The organism is Roseicyclus sp. (assembly GCF_018402035.1).
Classification (GTDB): domain Bacteria; phylum Pseudomonadota; class Alphaproteobacteria; order Rhodobacterales; family Rhodobacteraceae; genus Roseicyclus.
Map to the genome: position 1 here is coordinate 300,993 of NZ_JAGYJN010000001.1, position 16,101 is coordinate 317,093.

At 62.3% G+C, this 16,101-nt stretch carries 17 protein-coding genes; 9 read left to right on the plus strand and 8 right to left on the minus strand.

The genetic code is table 11. The features are described 5' to 3' along the window. Nucleotides 1-29: 29 nt before the first annotated feature. Genes KG698_RS01415 through KG698_RS01425 form a run of 3 tightly spaced genes read right to left on the minus strand, consistent with a single transcriptional unit; the run spans nt 30 to nt 2,486 of the window. Entirely contained in the window at nt 30-476 is a 447-nt protein-coding gene (locus tag KG698_RS01415) for a YaiI/YqxD family protein (RefSeq protein WP_213683777.1), read from the minus strand. Then, nucleotides 473-1,234 carry an aldolase/citrate lyase family protein gene (locus KG698_RS01420; RefSeq protein WP_213683778.1) on the minus strand — a complete coding sequence of 254 codons (762 nt, stop codon included), beginning with the start codon at nt 1,232-1,234 and terminating at the stop codon, nt 473-475. The genes KG698_RS01415 and KG698_RS01420 overlap by 4 nt, the downstream gene beginning before the upstream one ends. Before the next feature lie 25 nt (nt 1,235-1,259). After that, complete coding sequence (locus KG698_RS01425; protein ID WP_213683779.1) at nt 1,260-2,486, minus strand: urate hydroxylase PuuD; 1,227 nt, start codon at nt 2,484-2,486, stop codon at nt 1,260-1,262. Between the two features lie 3 nt (nt 2,487-2,489). Here KG698_RS01425 and KG698_RS01430 point away from each other — a divergent pair, with 3 nt between their 5' ends. The 7 genes from KG698_RS01430 (at nt 2,490) to KG698_RS01460 (ending at nt 8,356) form a co-directional block, all read left to right on the plus strand. Then, nucleotides 2,490-2,648 carry a hypothetical protein gene (locus tag KG698_RS01430; protein WP_213683780.1) on the plus strand — a complete coding sequence of 53 codons (159 nt, stop codon included), beginning with the start codon at nt 2,490-2,492 and terminating at the stop codon, nt 2,646-2,648. A 116-nt stretch (nt 2,649-2,764) separates the two neighbouring features. Next, nucleotides 2,765-3,958: an ABC transporter substrate-binding protein gene (locus KG698_RS01435; protein WP_213683781.1), complete on the plus strand. Its 1,194-nt coding sequence runs from the start codon at nt 2,765-2,767 to the stop codon at nt 3,956-3,958. 72 nt (nt 3,959-4,030) lie between these two features. After that, a complete protein-coding gene (locus tag KG698_RS01440; RefSeq protein ID WP_213683782.1) occupies nt 4,031-4,825 on the plus strand; it encodes an ABC transporter ATP-binding protein in 795 nt (264 codons plus the stop codon). Then, complete coding sequence (locus tag KG698_RS01445; RefSeq protein ID WP_213683783.1) at nt 4,822-5,646, plus strand: ABC transporter ATP-binding protein; 825 nt, start codon at nt 4,822-4,824, stop codon at nt 5,644-5,646. Before KG698_RS01440 ends, KG698_RS01445 begins: the two co-directional genes overlap by 4 nt. A gap of 2 nt (nt 5,647-5,648) precedes the next feature. After that, entirely contained in the window at nt 5,649-6,032 is a 384-nt protein-coding gene (locus KG698_RS01450) for a hypothetical protein (RefSeq protein ID WP_213683784.1), read from the plus strand. Then, nucleotides 6,033-7,049, plus strand: a complete 1,017-nt coding sequence (locus tag KG698_RS01455) for a branched-chain amino acid ABC transporter permease (protein ID WP_213683785.1) — start codon at nt 6,033-6,035, stop codon at nt 7,047-7,049. It begins immediately after the preceding gene. A gap of 8 nt (nt 7,050-7,057) precedes the next feature. Beyond that, entirely contained in the window at nt 7,058-8,356 is a 1,299-nt protein-coding gene (locus KG698_RS01460) for a branched-chain amino acid ABC transporter permease (protein ID WP_213684266.1), read from the plus strand. 97 nt (nt 8,357-8,453) lie between these two features. Here KG698_RS01460 and KG698_RS01465 read toward each other — a convergent pair whose 3' ends face one another. The 3 genes from KG698_RS01465 to KG698_RS01475 all read right to left on the minus strand — a co-directional run bounded on the left by KG698_RS01465 (nt 8,454) and on the right by KG698_RS01475 (nt 11,775). Next, nucleotides 8,454-9,230 (minus strand): enoyl-CoA hydratase-related protein, encoded by a 777-nt coding sequence (locus KG698_RS01465; protein ID WP_213683786.1) that lies wholly within the window; start codon nt 9,228-9,230, stop codon nt 8,454-8,456. Between the two features lie 71 nt (nt 9,231-9,301). After that, nucleotides 9,302-9,790, minus strand: a complete 489-nt coding sequence (locus tag KG698_RS01470) for a cytochrome c-type biogenesis protein (RefSeq protein WP_213683787.1) — start codon at nt 9,788-9,790, stop codon at nt 9,302-9,304. Further along, entirely contained in the window at nt 9,787-11,775 is a 1,989-nt protein-coding gene (locus KG698_RS01475) for a heme lyase CcmF/NrfE family subunit (protein ID WP_213683788.1), read from the minus strand. Before KG698_RS01475 ends, KG698_RS01470 begins: the two co-directional genes overlap by 4 nt. 182 nt (nt 11,776-11,957) lie before the next feature. Between KG698_RS01475 and KG698_RS01480 the strand changes: the two genes are divergently transcribed. Both KG698_RS01480 and KG698_RS01485 read left to right on the plus strand, forming a co-directional pair. Then, on the plus strand, nt 11,958-12,800 hold the full coding sequence (locus KG698_RS01480) for a BadF/BadG/BcrA/BcrD ATPase family protein (protein ID WP_213683789.1): 843 nt from the start codon (nt 11,958-11,960) through the stop codon (nt 12,798-12,800). After that, nucleotides 12,797-13,909, plus strand: a complete 1,113-nt coding sequence (locus KG698_RS01485; protein ID WP_213683790.1) for an N-acetylglucosamine-6-phosphate deacetylase — start codon at nt 12,797-12,799, stop codon at nt 13,907-13,909. Before KG698_RS01480 ends, KG698_RS01485 begins: the two co-directional genes overlap by 4 nt. Here the strand turns inward: KG698_RS01485 and KG698_RS01490 are convergent. Beyond that, nucleotides 13,906-14,625, minus strand: coding sequence for a VIT family protein (locus tag KG698_RS01490; RefSeq protein ID WP_213683791.1), 720 nt, complete (start codon nt 14,623-14,625; stop codon nt 13,906-13,908). The two genes, KG698_RS01485 and KG698_RS01490, sit on opposite strands and share 4 nt — an antisense overlap. Then, entirely contained in the window at nt 14,625-16,031 is a 1,407-nt protein-coding gene (locus KG698_RS01495; protein ID WP_213684267.1) for an FAD-linked oxidase C-terminal domain-containing protein, read from the minus strand. The genes KG698_RS01490 and KG698_RS01495 overlap by 1 nt, the downstream gene beginning before the upstream one ends. Nucleotides 16,032-16,101: the final 70 nt, after the last annotated feature.

Consider the following 16,101-nt stretch of genomic DNA (forward strand, 5'->3'; position numbering starts at 1 on the left):
GGCCGAGATACCCCAAGCCCCGCCCGCCATCAAGCCCCGAGGCTGCGCACGACCCGCTCGAGCGCTTGGGCAAAGGCGCTGCGGTCGGATTTCGAGAATGGGCGCGGCCCGCCAAGCCCCTGCCCATCCAGCCCGCCGCGCAGATCGGCCAAAAGATCGCGGGTGGCAAGCTTGCCACCGATATTGGCCGCCGTCAGCGCCTCGCCCCGTGGGCTTAGCACCTGCGCGCCGGCCTTGATCGCGCGGTCGGCCAAGGGGATATCGGCAGTGATCACCACCATGCCGGGTGCAGCGGTGGCCGCGATCAGATCATCGGCGGCATCGAAGGCGTCACCGGCCATGGTCATGGTGATCAACGGATGATCGGGATGGCGCAAATAGCCCGCCGCAAACAGGCGCACGGGCATGTTGTGGCGATAGGCGATGGTATAGATCTCATCCTTGACCGGGCAGGCATCGCCATCGACGAGGATCAAGGCGCGCGCCCGATGGTACGACTGAGCGCCTCGGTCAAGATGCTGCTATCGGCGCCTAGCCCCACGAAACGCACACCGGCCTTGACCATCTCATCGGTCATGGCGGGTGGGCCGATGATGCCCGCCATCTTGCCTGCAGCGGTGATCACCGCGATGGCTTTGCGGATCTCATCCCAAAGCGCGGGGGCAGAGAGATCATCGCGGTGGCCCATATCGGCGGCCAGATCGGCCGGGCCGATAAAGACACAATCCACACCATCGACAGCGGCGATGGCGGCCAGATCAGCAATGGCGGCACGGCTTTCGGCCTGCACGATCACGCAGATCTGATCATTGGCGGTGGCGGCATAATCGGCGATGGCACCAAAGCCGCCCGCCCGGATCGTCGCCCCGCCATTGCCGCGGATACCCTGTGGCGGATAAAGGCAAGCGGCGACAGCCGCGCGCGCCTCGGCGGCAGAGTTGACCATCGGCACCATTACGGTTTGTGCCCCGATATCAAGCGCTTGCTTGATCACCCAATCGCTGTTGACAGGAACGCGCACCACGGCGGGGGTGCCTGTGCCTGCCAGCACCATCAATTGCCGCCGGATCAGCGTCGGGTCCCATGGCCCATGTTCACCATCGATCAAGCACCAATCAAACCCGGCCCGCCCTGCGATGTCGGTCACTGTTTCAGACCCAAGCGCCAGCCATAGGCCGCGCAGGTGACGCCCCGCGCGGATGGCGGCTTTGAGCGTGTTTATAGGTGCTGGCATAATGTCCCCCTGCCTTCTGTGACGCTTAAATTGCGCCGCCGCGCGCCTCGCGATACCAACGCCGGATCAGCGCGCGATCCTTGGCGGTGAGATAGGCGAAATTGCCCGGTGGCATGGCATGGCTGACGCCCGCTTGCAGATAGATGGCCTGTGCCTGTGTCGCGATCCGCGCTGCACTGTCGAGCATCACGCCGCCCGGTGCAGCGGCAAGGCCCGGCATATAGACCTCAGACGCATGGCACATGGCACAATTGCCCGCGACCAGATCGGCCACAGCGTCAAAGCTTGCATGGGCGATAAATCGTTCTTGATAGGGGGAAAGCCGCGCCTCCTCGACCGCATCGGCGCGCATCAGGGGCAGGATCGAGAGCCAGATGATCACCCCAAAAATCGCGACCGTTGCCCCCCATGTCCACCAGACCATGCCCTTGCGTGCATGCATGGTGTTAAAGAAATGCCGGATCGTGACGCCCATCAAGAACACAAGGCTTGCAATGAGCCAGTTCAGATCCGAGGCAAAGGCCAGCGGGTAGTGATTGCTGAGCATCAAGAAGATCACAGGCAGCGTCAGGTAATTGTTATGGGTCGAGCGCAGCTTGGCGATCTTGCCGTATTTCGGATCTGGGCTGCGTCCCGCCTTGAGATCGGCCACGACGATCTTTTGGTTGGGAATGATGATCATCGCGACATTGGCAGTCATGATCGTTGCTGTCAGCGCCCCCAGATGTAACAGCGCCGCCCGGCCCGAAAACACCTGCGCATAGGCCCAAGCCAGCGCCACGATGATCGCGAAGAGCAACACCATAAGCGCCGTGGGATTGTCGCCCAGCTTGGATTTGCACAACAGATCATAGGCCACCCAGCCCACCACCAACGACAGGCCCGAGATTGCCATCGCCTGCCACGGGGCAAGTTCCATCACGTTCCAGTCGATCAAATACATCTCTGCACCCACCCAGTAGAGCAGGATCAACAGCGCAACGCCTGACAGCCATGTGGCGTAGCTTTCCCATTTGAACCAAGTCAGATGCTCGGGCATGGCGGCGGGGGCGATCATGTATTTTTGGATGTGGTAAAAACCACCGCCGTGAACCTGCCATTCTTCGCCATCCGCAGGGCCTTGGATGTTGCGGTTCAACCCCAGATCAAGGGCGATGAAGTAAAAACTCGACCCGATCCACGCGATGGCCGTGATCACATGCAGCCAGCGGGCCGCAAACTCCGCCCAATGTAGTAGGATGGTGAAATCCATGTCATGCCCCCGTCCGGTGTTCCGGTGCTTGGGCCGACCATCCGACGAAATGGCATCGAAGTGCAAGCCACCCCTGTCGCAAGCGGCACGCTGGGCGATCTTGGCTTTGCCACATCGCCGCATGCCAATCGTGCTGACCAACAGGCCGCGATGTGCCCCTGATCAAGTTTTGCTGGCGCGTTGCAGCTTGACCTTCGGATACCCCTTTTCATGTGAGTGTCACAAAGCTAGGGTTTCGGCCCATAACAACGACACTGTCCAACCTGGGAGATTGACAGATGAAGAAGATCCTTCTCGCATCGGCCGCGACGCTCGCGCTTGCCGGTGCAGCGCATGCTGATGCGCATGGCCCCGTGACGCTGGGTATTTCGCTTGGCTTTACTGGACCGTTGGAATCCTTGGCCCCGCCGATGGCGGCTGGTGCCGAAATGGCGATGGCCGAAGTGACCGCCAGCGGTTTGCTTTTGGGTGGCAAGGCCGTCACCTCCGTGCGCGGCGATTCGACCTGCATCGACGCCTCGGCGGCTGTAGCGGTTGCTGAACGCCTGATCACCTCGGATGGTGTTGACGGGATCGTCGGCGCGATGTGCTCGGGTGCCACCACCGCGATGCTGACCAATGTGGCCGTGCCCAATGGCATGGTCATGATCTCGCCCTCGGCCACCTCGCCTGCGCTGTCGACGGTCGAAGATAACGGCCTGTTCTTCCGCACCGCCCCCTCTGACGCCCGTCAGGGTGTTGTGATGGCTGAAATCCTGATGGATCGCGGCATCGACAATGTCGCTGTGACCTATACCAACAACGACTACGGTCTTGGTCTGGCCAATAGCTTTGCCGAGGCCTTTGCCGCAGCGGGCGGCACCGTCACCTTGGTTGCAGCGCATGAAGACGAGCGTGCCGATTACTCGGCCGAAGTCGGTGCCTTGGCGGCTGCCGGTGGTGATGCGCTGGTTGTCGCGGGCTATGTCGATAGCGGTGGATCGGGCATCATCCGCGCCGCACTCGACACCGGCGCTTTCGACACCTTCGTCTTCCCCGACGGCATGGTCGGCCAAGCGTTGGTCGATAACTTCGGCGCAGAGATCAATGGCTCGTTCGGCCAGTTCCCCGGCACCGATTCCGATGGTGCGGAAATCTACCACAACATGGCAGCCGCGGCCGGTTTCGATGGCACCTCGGCCTTCTCGAAAGAAGCCTATGATGCGGCGGCACTGATCATGCTGGCGATGCAGGCTGCAGGCTCGACCGTGCCTGCCGATTATGCGCAGCATGTGATGAACGTCGCCAACGCACCGGGAGAAAAGATCCTCCCCGGTCAGCTTGGCCGCGCGCTCGAGCTTCTCGCAGCAGGTCAAGACATCGACTATGTCGGTGCCTCGGCTGTCGAACTGGTCGGCCCCGGCGAGTCGGGCGGTGCCTACCGCGAGATCGAGATCCAGAACGGCGAAATCGTCACCGCACGTTTCCGTTGATCGCGATCTGAAAGCGACAGATGCAGCCCGGGTTCCCCCCGGGCTGCGTTTTTTCAAAGGAGATCACCCATCATGATCGAGGTGCGCGAGCTTCATAAGCATTTCGGCGGCTTCCATGCCGTGGATGGCGCAAGCCTGCGGATCGAAACCGGCTCGATCACCGGGTTGATCGGCCCCAATGGCGCGGGCAAGACGACCTTATTCAACGTGATCGCCGGGGTTTTGCCGCCCACCCGTGGCACCGTCATCATGGATGGCGAAGATATCACCGGGCTGCCGCCGCATGTGCTGTTTTCCAAGGGGCTTTTGCGCACCTTCCAGATCGCGCATGAATTTCATTCGATGACCTGCCGCGAGAACCTGATGATGGTGCCCGCCGGTCAATCGGGCGAGACATTGTGGAACACATGGTTCGGCCGCCGTCGCATCGCCGAGGAGGAGCGCGCGCTGCGCGCGAAAGCCGACGAGGTGCTCGATTTCCTAACGATTTCGCATCTGGCCGATCATCCGGCGGGCAAGATCTCGGGCGGGCAGAAAAAGCTGCTGGAACTCGGCCGCACCATGATGGTCGATGCCAAGATCGTGTTTCTGGACGAGGTCGGCGCAGGCGTGAACCGCACGCTGCTCAATACCATCGGTGATGCGATCATCCGCCTGAACAAAGAGCGCGGCTATACCTTCTGCGTCATCGAGCATGACATGGATTTCATCGGCCGCCTCTGCGACCCGGTCATCGTCATGGCCGAGGGGCACGTGCTGGCCCAAGGCACAATCGATCAGATCAAATCCAATGAACAGGTGATCGAGGCTTATCTGGGCACCGGCCTGAAAAACAAAGGCAAGCTCGAAGCGGGGGCAAGCGCATGACCGATAGCCCCTATCAAAACGACCGTGGCAACAACGACCGCACACTGACCAACCCTGTCGGTGCATCGACAATGCAACCCTCTCCCGGCACGGGGCGCGCAATGCAAAGCGACAACGCCTTTTTGATCGGTGACCTGATGACAGGCGGCTACGGCAGCGGCCCCGACATCCTGCACGACTGCACCATCGCCGTGAACAAGGGCGAGATCGCGGTCATCGTCGGCCCCAATGGCGCGGGCAAATCCACCGCGATGAAGGCCGTCTTTGGCATGCTGAACCTGCGCCAAGGTGCAGTGCGCCTTGATGGTGAGGATATCACCGATCTGACCCCGCAAGCGCGCGTGGCGCGCGGCATGGGCTTCGTGCCGCAGACCGGCAATATCTTTGCCGCGATGACGGTCGAAGAAAACCTCGAGATGGGGGCCTTCATCCGCCGCGACGATATCCGCGCGACGATGGAACAGATCTACACCCTTTTCCCGATCCTGCGCGACAAGCGCCATCAGGCGGCGGGTGAATTGTCGGGCGGTCAACGCCAACAGGTGGCCGTGGGTCGGGCGCTAATGACCAAGCCCAAGGTCTTGATGCTTGATGAGCCCACCGCCGGTGTCTCGCCCATCGTCATGGATGAATTATTCGACCGCATCATCGAGGTTTCGCGCACCGGCATCCCGATCTTGATGGTCGAACAAAACGCCCGCCAAGCGCTTGAGATTGCCGATCGCGGCTATGTGATGGTGCAAGGGCGCAATGCCCATACCGGCACGGGCAAAGAACTTTTGGCCGACCCGCAGGTCCGGCGCAGCTTTCTGGGGGGCTGAGGATGCGCGCCCTGCCCCTGCCCGCATTGATCATCGCGGCAAGCTATGCCGCAGCACCCGCCATGACCCTGGCCGAGCCTTGGCATTGCCGCTTCACGGTGGAATGTGCGGCAAGCTTGGGCTGCGAGACTGCGGGTTTCGATGCCCGCCTGATCGCCGCCGATCACGCGGGCGAGTTGTTCTTGTCGACCGCCATGGGCGATAGCCCCATCATCCGGCTGACGCCCCAAGGGTTGCTTCCAGCCAGCTATGCGGGCACCTCGCGCAGCGCCACAGCCGAGCTTGTGACCATCGCGGCTGACCGCACCGCCATCATGAGCCTGCATCTCTTCGACGGCGAGGCCACAGCCATCACCTATTTCGGAACTTGTGAGGAGTTGACCTGAATGGACGTCCTCAACGCGATTGTCGTTTTGCTGAATTTCGTGATCATCCCCGCGACCGCCTATGGGGCGCAACTGGCCCTTGGCGCACTTGGCGTGACCTTGATCTACGGCATCTTGCGCTTTTCGAACTTCGCCCATGGCGACACCATGGCCTTTGGCACCGCTGCGACCATCCTTGTCACATGGGGCCTCACGGCGCTTGGCATTTCCATCGCGCCGCTGCCCACCGCACTCTTGGCGCTGCCCTTCGGGATCATGGTGACCATGCTGCTGGTTTTGGGCGTGGACCGGGTCGTTTACCGCTTTTACCGCCGGGTCAAAGCCAAGCCGATCATCTTTGTGATGGTCTCGATCGGGGTGATGTTCGTAATGAACGCCTTCACCCGCTTTTTGCCCGGCATCGGTGTCGATGATATCCGCTTCGCCGATGGCGAGCGGTTCTTGATCTCGGTGCGCACCTTCAAAGAGATGACCGGCCTAGAAGAAGGGCTCGCCATTCGCACGACGCAGGCCATCACCGTTGTGGTAGCCGCGATCTGCGTGGCGGCGCTGTTTTGGTTTCTCAACCGCACCCGCACCGGCAAATCCATGCGCGCCTATGCCGATAACGAGGATCTGGCGCTTTTGTCGGGCATCAACCCCGACCGGGTCGTGATGGTGACATGGCTGATCGTGGCAGCCCTCGCCACCACGGCCGGTACGCTTTACGGGCTGGACAAGGCGTTCAAAGCCTTCACCTATTTCCAACTGCTTTTGCCGATCTTCGCCGCCGCCATCGTGGGCGGCTTGGGCAACCCTATCGGCGCGATCTTGGGCGGTTTCCTCATCGCTTTCTCCGAGGTCAGCGTCACCTATGCCTTCCGCAAGGTGGTGGGCTATCTCGGCCCCGCCGATTGGCAACCCGAGGGGATGATCCAGCTCTTGTCAACGGATTACAAATTCGCCGTCAGCTTCTCGATCTTGCTCATCGTTTTGCTGTTCCGCCCGACCGGTATCATGAAGGGTAAATCGATATGATCGCCGCGATGGATAAAAAGGCCGTGTTGCTCTTTGCGCTCGTGGGCGCCCTCTTTGTCGGTACCGGCTTTTTCGAGTCGTGGAACACTAGCTTGGGCATCTTCAACATGGCCCTTGTCAGCGCGATCATGGCCTTGGGCGTGAACATGCAATGGGGCTACGCGGGCCTGTTCAACGTAGGCGTCATGGGGTTCGTCGCGCTGGGTGGCCTTGCCGCGGTGCTGGTCGGCATGCCCCCCGTGGGTGCCGCATGGGCGGCAGGCGGGCTTCAGGTGCTTTTGGGGCTTGTGCTGGGTGCAGCCACCATTGTCGCTGCAATCTTGATCTACGCAAAGATGCCCCCAACCCGCGCGCGCATCTGGGCGATGATCGCGATCTTGATCTTGGGCTTTGCCGTCTTCCGCGCGGTTTTCGACAGCGGCGTCGCGCTGGTCGAGGCAGTCAATCCCGCCGCCGAGGGCTATCTGGGCGGTCTTGGCCTGCCAGTGCTTTTGGCCTGGCCCGTGGGCGGCGTGCTGGCCGCAGGTGCCGCTTGGGTGATTGGCAAAACTGCCCTTGGCCTGCGCTCAGATTATCTTGCCATCGCCACGCTGGGCGTGTCCGAGATCATCATCGCCGTGCTGAAGAACGAAGATTGGCTGACGCGCGGGGTCAAGAATGTCACCGGCATCCCCCGCCCCGTCCCTTACGAGGTCGAACTGCAAGCCGCTTCTTGGTTCACCGATCTGTCAGCCCGGCTGGGCGTTGATCCGGTTGCCTTTTCCTCGGTCACGGTCAAGCTGTGCTATGCGGGCCTGTTCATCATCGTTTTGCTGGTGCTGATCTGGTTTTCCGAAAAAGCGTGGAATTCACCATGGGGCCGGATGATGCGGGCGATCCGCGACAATGAAGTCTCGGCCGCCGCCATGGGCAAGGATGTGAAATCGCGCCACCTACAGGTCTTTGTGCTGGGCTCGGCCGTGGTCGGCATGGCAGGGGCGATGATGGCCACGCTTGATAGCCAGCTGGTGCCAAGTAGCTATCAGCCCTTGCGCTTCACCTTTCTTGTCTGGGTCATGGTGATCGTCGGCGGGTCGGGCAATAACTGGGGCGCGGTCTTGGGCGGTTTCTTGATCTGGTGGCTTTGGGTTATGGTCGAACCCATCGGCTATGACGCGTTGGTTTTTCTCACCTCCGGCATGGCCGAGGGCAATTGGCTCCGCGATCACCTGCTCGCATCGGCGGCCCATACGCGACTGTTGACCATGGGGTTGGTGCTTTTGCTGGTGCTGCGCTTTAGCCCGCGCGGCCTGATCCCGGAACGCTAACCTCCCATTAAGGTTAACGCGCGCCCCTTCTCTGTTTCAAAAATATCCCGGGGGGAACGGCAAAAGGCCGTGGGGGGCAGCGCCCCCCCTGCCCGTGCTACCGCCCCTCAAATGTCGCAGGGCGCTTTTCCTGAAAGGCCAAAACGCCCTCCTTGAAATCGCGCGTGCGTCCGCATTCGCCCTGAAGCTGTCCTTCAAGCACCAGCTGCTCGGCCAAGCTATGGCCAAAGCTTGCGTGCATCGCCACTTTCACCCGCTTGAATGCCTCGGTCGGCCCTTGGGCAAGCTGGGCTGCGCGCGCTTGCCAGATGGCCGCGAACTCCCCATCAGGCACGGCTTGCCAGATCATGCCCCAGTCTTCGGCCTGCCGCGCCGTGATGCGGTCGCCAAAAAGTGCGGCCCCCATCGCCTTTTGTAGGCCGATGGTGCGCGGCAACACCCATGTGCCACCTGCATCGGGGATCAGCCCGATCCGGGTAAAGGCTTGGATGAAATAGGCCGATTCCGTCGCAATGGTGATGTCACACACAAGGGCCAGATTGGCCCCCGCGCCTGCCGCCGTGCCATTAACCGCCGCGATCACCGGCACGGGGCAGTCGACAATGGCCATCAGCATCGGAACATATTCGTCGCGCAAGGTCCGCTCGAGGTTCAGCGACGCCGCACTGCCACCATCGCCCAGATCTTGACCCGAACAAAACGCGCGCCCGGTGCCCGTCAAAACCACCACCCGCGCTGTGCGCCCGGCACTTTCGACCGCGTGGGTAATCTCGGCCCGCATCAGCGTGTTGAGCGCGTTCATCACATCAGGACGGTTCAGCGTGATGACCGCAACCGCGTCGCGCTCTGCATAGGTGATGGTTTCGTATTGCATCGGCCCCTCCGGCTCGCGAGTTGCGCTGAGCTTAGGCCCAACCACGCGGCGCGAAAAGCGCCAACGCCGCGTCACTCTTTCAAAATTGCCTGAAGCCGTGCTTCTTCTTCCGGCGACAACACCGCCTCGCCGGGTGCGGTCGCGCGCGAACGCCGCCGGATATAGGCCAGCGACAACCCGCCCCCTGCCAAGATCAACACCAAGGGTGCGAACCACAACAAGATATTGCTGCCGGTCATTGTTGGGCGCATCAGCACATATTCGCCGTAACGCTCGACGATGTAGTGCATCACATCATCATCGCTGTCACCCGCCACCAAGCGTTCGCGCACCAGCAGGCGCAGATCGCGGGCAATCTCGGCGTTGGATTGGTCGATCGACTCGTTGCGGCACACAACGCAGCGCAGCCCGGCCGAGATATCGCGCGCGCGTTCCTCGAGCGCTGCATCGGCCAACACCTCATCAGGCTGCACCGCGACCGCTGGCAAGGCCATTGCCCAGACCATCATGGCCGCCGCCACGATCCACGCATGACCCCATAGGTTGCGCCGCGCGCTCATTCTGCTGGCACTTCGCGCGTAGGCTGACCCGGTGCCTTGGCAGCACCGGCTGCTACGCGGTAACGCCTGTCACTCAGGCTCAGCAGCCCGCCAAGCGCCATGATGATGGTGCCACCCCAGATCCAATTGGCAAAGGGCTTGATCCATGTGCGCAGCGCCCAACCGCCTGATGGCTGCGGATCGCCCAAGGCAAAATAGACATCGCGCGTCCAGCCACTATCAATCCCGGCCTCTGTTGTGGGCATGCCCGCCACGGGGTAGAAGCGCTTCTCTGGATGCAAAAGCGCGATCTGCTGCCCTTGCGCGTCACGCACGGCCACATGCGCCATGGTCGAGATATAGTTCGGCCCCTGCACATTTTGCGCGACGCTCAGCAACTCAATCTCATAGGCGCCGACCTGATAGGGCTGGCCGGGTTCGGCCACGCGGATATCCTCGAGCTGATAGCCGGTAAGTGCGGCCACCCCGAACATGGTGATCCCCACACCAGCATGCGCCGTAGCTTTGCCCCAATCGGCGCGCGGCAAACGCCACAGCCGTGCAAAGCGACCCGATACCGCGCCGCGCCCGGTGCGCGACCACAGGTCAAGAAGCGAGCCCGCGACCAACCACACCGCCAGCGCAATCCCGATGGGCGCCAAGGCCGATTTGCCCGAATAGACCGCCCAGACCAAAAGCCCCACCGCGATGGCCAAGAACAGCGCAGGGATCAGTTGCAATACCGCGCGATCAAGCTTGGCGCGTTTCCAAGCCAGCATACCACCAAGCGGCATCGCTACGGCCATCGCCAAGGCAAAGGGCGTGAAAGCCATGTTGAAAAACGGCGGCCCAACCGACACGGTACGGTCGGTGAACATCTCGATCACCAAGGGCCAGATCGTGCCGATGAACACCACAAAGGTCGATACTGCCAAAAGCAGGTTGTTCAGCACCAGCCCGGATTCGCGGCTGACCATCGAAAAGACGCCCTTGGCCTCCATCGCGCCCGCGCGCAGCGCAAACAACAACAGCGCGCCGCCCATAAAGAAGCACAAGATCATCAAGATAAACACGCCGCGTTCGGGATCATTGGCAAAGGCATGCACGCTGGTCAGCACGCCCGAGCGCACGATAAAGGTGCCAATCAGCGAGAAGCCAAAGGCCAAGATCGCCAACAGGATCGTCCAGCTTTTCAGCGCCTCGCGCTTTTCCACCACGATGGCCGAATGCAACAGCGCCGCCGCGATCAGCCATGGCATGAGCGACGCATTCTCGACAGGATCCCAGAACCAAAACCCACCCCAGCCCAATTCGTAATAGGCCCACCACGAGCCAAGGCCGATGCCGATGGTCAAAAACAGCCATGCCGCCAGCGTCCAGGGCCGCACCCAGCGGCCCCATGCAGCATCCACCCGCCCCTCGATCAAGGCGGCGACGGCAAAGGAAAAGGCCATCGAAAGCCCGACATAGCCGAGGTACAGAAACGGCGGGTGAAAGGCGAGGCCGGGGTCTTGCAACAGCGGGTTCAGATCTTGGCCATTCATCGGCGGCACGGCCAAGCGGGTGAACGGGTTCGAGGTGAACAGGATAAAGGCGAAAAATGCCGCCGCGACCGAGGATTGTACCGCCAAAACCCGCGCCTTGAGGGTCGGCGGAAGATTGCCCCCAAACCATGACGCGCAAGCCCCAAACAGCGTCAAGATCAGCACCCACAACAGCAACGAGCCCTCGTGATTGCCCCAAACGCCTGTGATCTTGTAGAGCATCGGCTTATCGGTATGCGAGTTTGCCGTCACAAGATTGAGCGAGAAATCCGAATTCACAAAGGCCCAAGTCAGCACCGCAAAGCTGAAGGCAGTCAAAAGGAATTGCGTCGTGGCGGCCGGGTCGGCCACCGCCATCCACGCGCTATTGCCGCGATGCGCACCCACCAGCGGGACGATCATCTGAAAGATCGCCACCATGAAGGCGAGGATCAGGGCGAAATGTCCAAGTTCTGTTGTCATGGCACCTATCTTAATGGCACATCGCGGTTGCGCCAATAGGATCTGACAGAAGTTCACATTGGATTGACCGTGTCAAAGCCGCGCGGGGGGCAAGGGCTTGCGCCACAAAGCGCGCGCCACATCCCTCTTTGCAACCAAGACAGGCTGTTTCGCGCGTCTGCGCCATGGCATAGACTGATGTCATGAACAGGCGCATCGACATCGGTATCGACGGGGGCGGCACGGGCTGCCGTGTGGCGCTATCCGTCGATGGTGGCCCCGTGCATGAGACCACGGGCGGTCCCGCGAATATCGTGACCGACCCCGCCGGGGCCGAGGCCGCGATCAGGCTGGCCTTGGGTGAGGCGCTGGCAGCGCGGGGGCTTGATCTGACGGATCTGCAAGATGCCCGCATCTGCGCCGGGCTGGCGGGTGGGCGGCTACCCGGTGCGGCGGATCGCTTTGCCACCCGCCTGCCTTATCTCGCCTATGTCGTCGATGACAGCATCACTGCCCTCGTGGGGGCGTTGGGCGGGCGCGATGGCAGCTTGGTCAGCCTTGGCACCGGCAGTTTCTTTATCGCCAAGCAAGATGGCGTGATCCGCCATCACGGCGGCTGGGGCTTTATCTTGGGTGATGAAGGGGGGGCAGCTTGGGCCGGGCGGATGGCGCTTTCGCTTGCCCTGCGTGTCAGCGATGGGCGTATGCCCGACGATCCCGTGGCGCATGCCCTTATGAACGCCTGCATGCCGCATCCGGTGTTATGGGCGCAAACAGCCAAACCCGGTGATTTCGCGGACCTCATGCGCATTTTGGGCGCATATCCCGAAAGCCCCATCGCGCAACAGGTGCAGGGCGCGGTGTTGCAGGTCTTGGTTGCAGGGCTCAACGATTTGGGCCACCGGCCCGGCCAAGCGCTTGTTGTCACGGGCGGCTTGGGCGAACGCATCGCCCCGCAGCTTCCCGCCGATCTGGCAAGGGATCTTTGCCCGCCCTTGGGGCGCGCGCTTGATGGTGCATTGCAACTGGCGCGGGGGCTGCCATGAGCTGGTTCACAGGTCTTGATCTTTTGGATGCAACCGGGCTGCAGCGCGATATCGCGCTGCGCGTCACCGCCCATGGGGCCGAGATTGCCCCACGCGCCGGGCAAAGCGGCACGGATTTATCCCGCGATGGTGCGCGCGCCCTCGTCACGCAGGGCTTGGTCGATCTTCAGGTCAATGGCGGTGCCGGGCGCTTGTTGGGTGATTTCACCACGACCGACGATCTGCACGCGATGGACGCAGCCCATTGGGCCACCGGCACTGCGGCCATTTTGCCCACGCTCATCTCGGACCGGCCGGACGTGACGCGCCGGGTGATCGATCTGGTGGCATCGGCACAACAAGGCTGCCCGGCCATTCTTGGGCTGCATCTGGAGGGGCCGCATCTGGCCGTGCCAGGCGCGCATGATCCGGCGATGCTCAGGCCGCTGAGCGATGATGATCTGGCGCTCTACATCGCCGCGCGCGCGCGGTTGGGGGTGTTGATGATCACGCTGGCCCCCGAGATGGTGACGCAGGCGCAAATCGGCGCTTTGCGCGATGCAGGGGTCATCGTTTCGCTCGGCCATACGGGCTGCGATTACGACATGGCCGGTGCGGCCTTCGCGTCCGGCGCGCGAATGGCGACACATTTGTTCAACGCCATGTCGGGGCTGCATCACCGCAATCCGGGGCTGGTGGGCGCGACGCTTGATTGCGCCATGCCCTATGGGCTGATCGCCGATGGCGTGCATGTCCACCGGGCGGCGTTGAAAATCGCGCTGGCCGCCCATGAGCCGGGGGCGGTTCTGGTGTCGGACGCCATGGCGCTGACAGGATCGGCGGCGGATCACTTCACCTTGGCAGGGCGCACCGCCTATCGCCGAAACGGGCGGTTGGAACTGGCCGATAGCACCTTGGCTGGTGCGGATCTGACGCTGGTCAAGGCGGTCGAGAATATCGCCGATTGGACCGCATGTGATCTCGCACATGCCGCAGCGATGGCCATCGCGCGGCCCTTGGCCTTGACGGGGCGCGCGCATCCCACACCGTCACGCTGGGTGATCTGGCACGCCGGACGCGCCACGGGGCGTATCGATGCAGGTGCGCTTTTGCCCTTGGCGCAGCTCTAAAGCGCCTGCCCGACCAAGGCACCGATGGCGCTGGTCGCGGCCATGGCCAAGACGCCCCAGACCATCACGCGCAGCGTGGCGCGGCGGCGCGGTGCGCCACCGGCCTGCGCACCGAAGGCACCCAATGCGCCAAGTGCCACTAAAGTCGCGCCCCCAACCCAGACCTGCAAGCTGTCGAGCGGCGCAATCGCCCCCACGCCCAGTGGCACCGATGCCCCCGCCGCAAAGGTCAGCGCCGAGACAACCGCCGCCTGCAAGGGGCGCGGTGGCGACAGGTCGGTCAGCCCGATCTCATCACGCAGATGCGCACCAAGCGCGTCGGCTTCGGTCAATTGCTCGGCCACTTCGCGCGCCAATTCCGGCGGCAGCCCGCGTGTCTCGTAGATTGCGGTCAACTCGTCCAATTCGCCATCGGGGTTGCGCTTCAACTCGGCTTTTTCTTTGCGGATATCGGCCTGTTCCACATCCTCTTGGCTTGAGACCGAGACATATTCACCCGCCGCCATCGACAAAGCACCCGCCGCCATGCCAGCGGCCCCCGCCAGCATGATCGTCACATGATCACTCGCACCCGCAGCCACCCCCATGATCAGCGACGCGGTCGACAAGATCCCGTCATTTGCCCCCATCACAGCCGCGCGCAACCACCCCGAGCGGCCCGACAAATGCGGCTCTTCATGGGCCGAGGGGATGCCGTGATTATCGGGGCGTGCCATCAACCAAGCCCCATCTTGCCGGGGTTCATGATATTGAGCGGGTCGATGCCGCGCTTGATCGCTTGCATCATCACCATGGCCCCTGCACCCAATTCGCGTTCAAGATATTTCGCCTTGCCCTGCCCGATGCCATGCTCACCCGTGCAGGTGCCATCCATCGAAATCGCGAGATCATTGAGCCAACCGACAAAACCCTCGGCACGATGCACCTCGTCTGGGTTGTCCATATCGACAAGCAGCAGGCAGTGAAAGTTACCATCGCCCACATGGCCGACGATGGGGGCCGTGATCCCATCGGCGGCCAGCTTTTCTTGCGCAGCGCCGACACAATCGGCCAAGCGGCTGACCGGCACACAGACATCGGTCGACAGTCCCTTGGCACCGGGCCGCAGTTGCAGCCCCGCCCAATACGCATCATGGCGCGCTTGCCATAGCTGGTTGCGCTCTTCCTCGCGGGTGGTGAAGGTAAAGCCCGATCCACCCATTTCGGCGGCGATATCGCCAAAGGCCTCGGCCTGTTCGGCAACACCTGCCGCTGATCCGTGGAACTCCAGCAACAAAAGCGGTGCCTCAGGCAAGGAGAGCTTGGAATAGGCATTGACCGCGCGCACCTGTAGCGCATCGAGCAATTCGATCCGCGCCACGGGTAGCCCATACTGGATCGTCAAGATCACCGCGCGACAGGCCGCATCGACCGAAGGAAAGGAACAGGTCGCAGCCGAGATTGCCTCGGGGATGCCGCGCAGGCGTAGGGTCAATTCGGTGATCAACCCCAATGTCCCCTCAGAGCCCACCATCAACCGCGTCAAATCATATCCGGCCGAGGTTTTGCGCGCGCGCGCCGCCGTGGTGATCACCTCACCCGAGGGCAGCACCGCCTTCAGCGCCAAGATATTATCCTTCATCGTGCCATAGCGCACCGCATTGGTACCGCTGGCCCCCGTCGCGGCCATCCCCCCGATGGAGGCATCGGCACCGGGATCAACCGAAAAAAACAGCCCCGTATCGCGCAGATGGGTATTGAGCGCCTTGCGCGTCACACCGGGCTGGACCGTGGCATCCATATCATCGGCATTGACCGCGAGAATGGCGTTCATGTCCTTGAAATCAATCGATATGCCCCCATGCGGCGCGTTGACATGCCCCTCAAGCGAGGAGCCGGTGCCAAAGGGGATGACGGGCACGCGATATTGCGCGCAAATGCCCACGACCTTTTGCACCTCGGCCGTATCACGCGGACAAAACACCGCATCGGGGGGCTGGTTGGTCAACCATGTGGTGGTATGCGCATGCTGGCTGCGCAGGGCTTGCCCCGTTTCGACCCGTTCACCGAAATGCTGTTTTAGAACGGCCAAACCGTTGGAGAGCCCGGCCTTGGATTGAGATGTTTCAGCGGCGTCAGACATGGCGGCCCCACTCTCACGGATGATGCGCGCACTATCCCCCGCGCCTTGCCCGCGCGCAAGCACCCTTGCC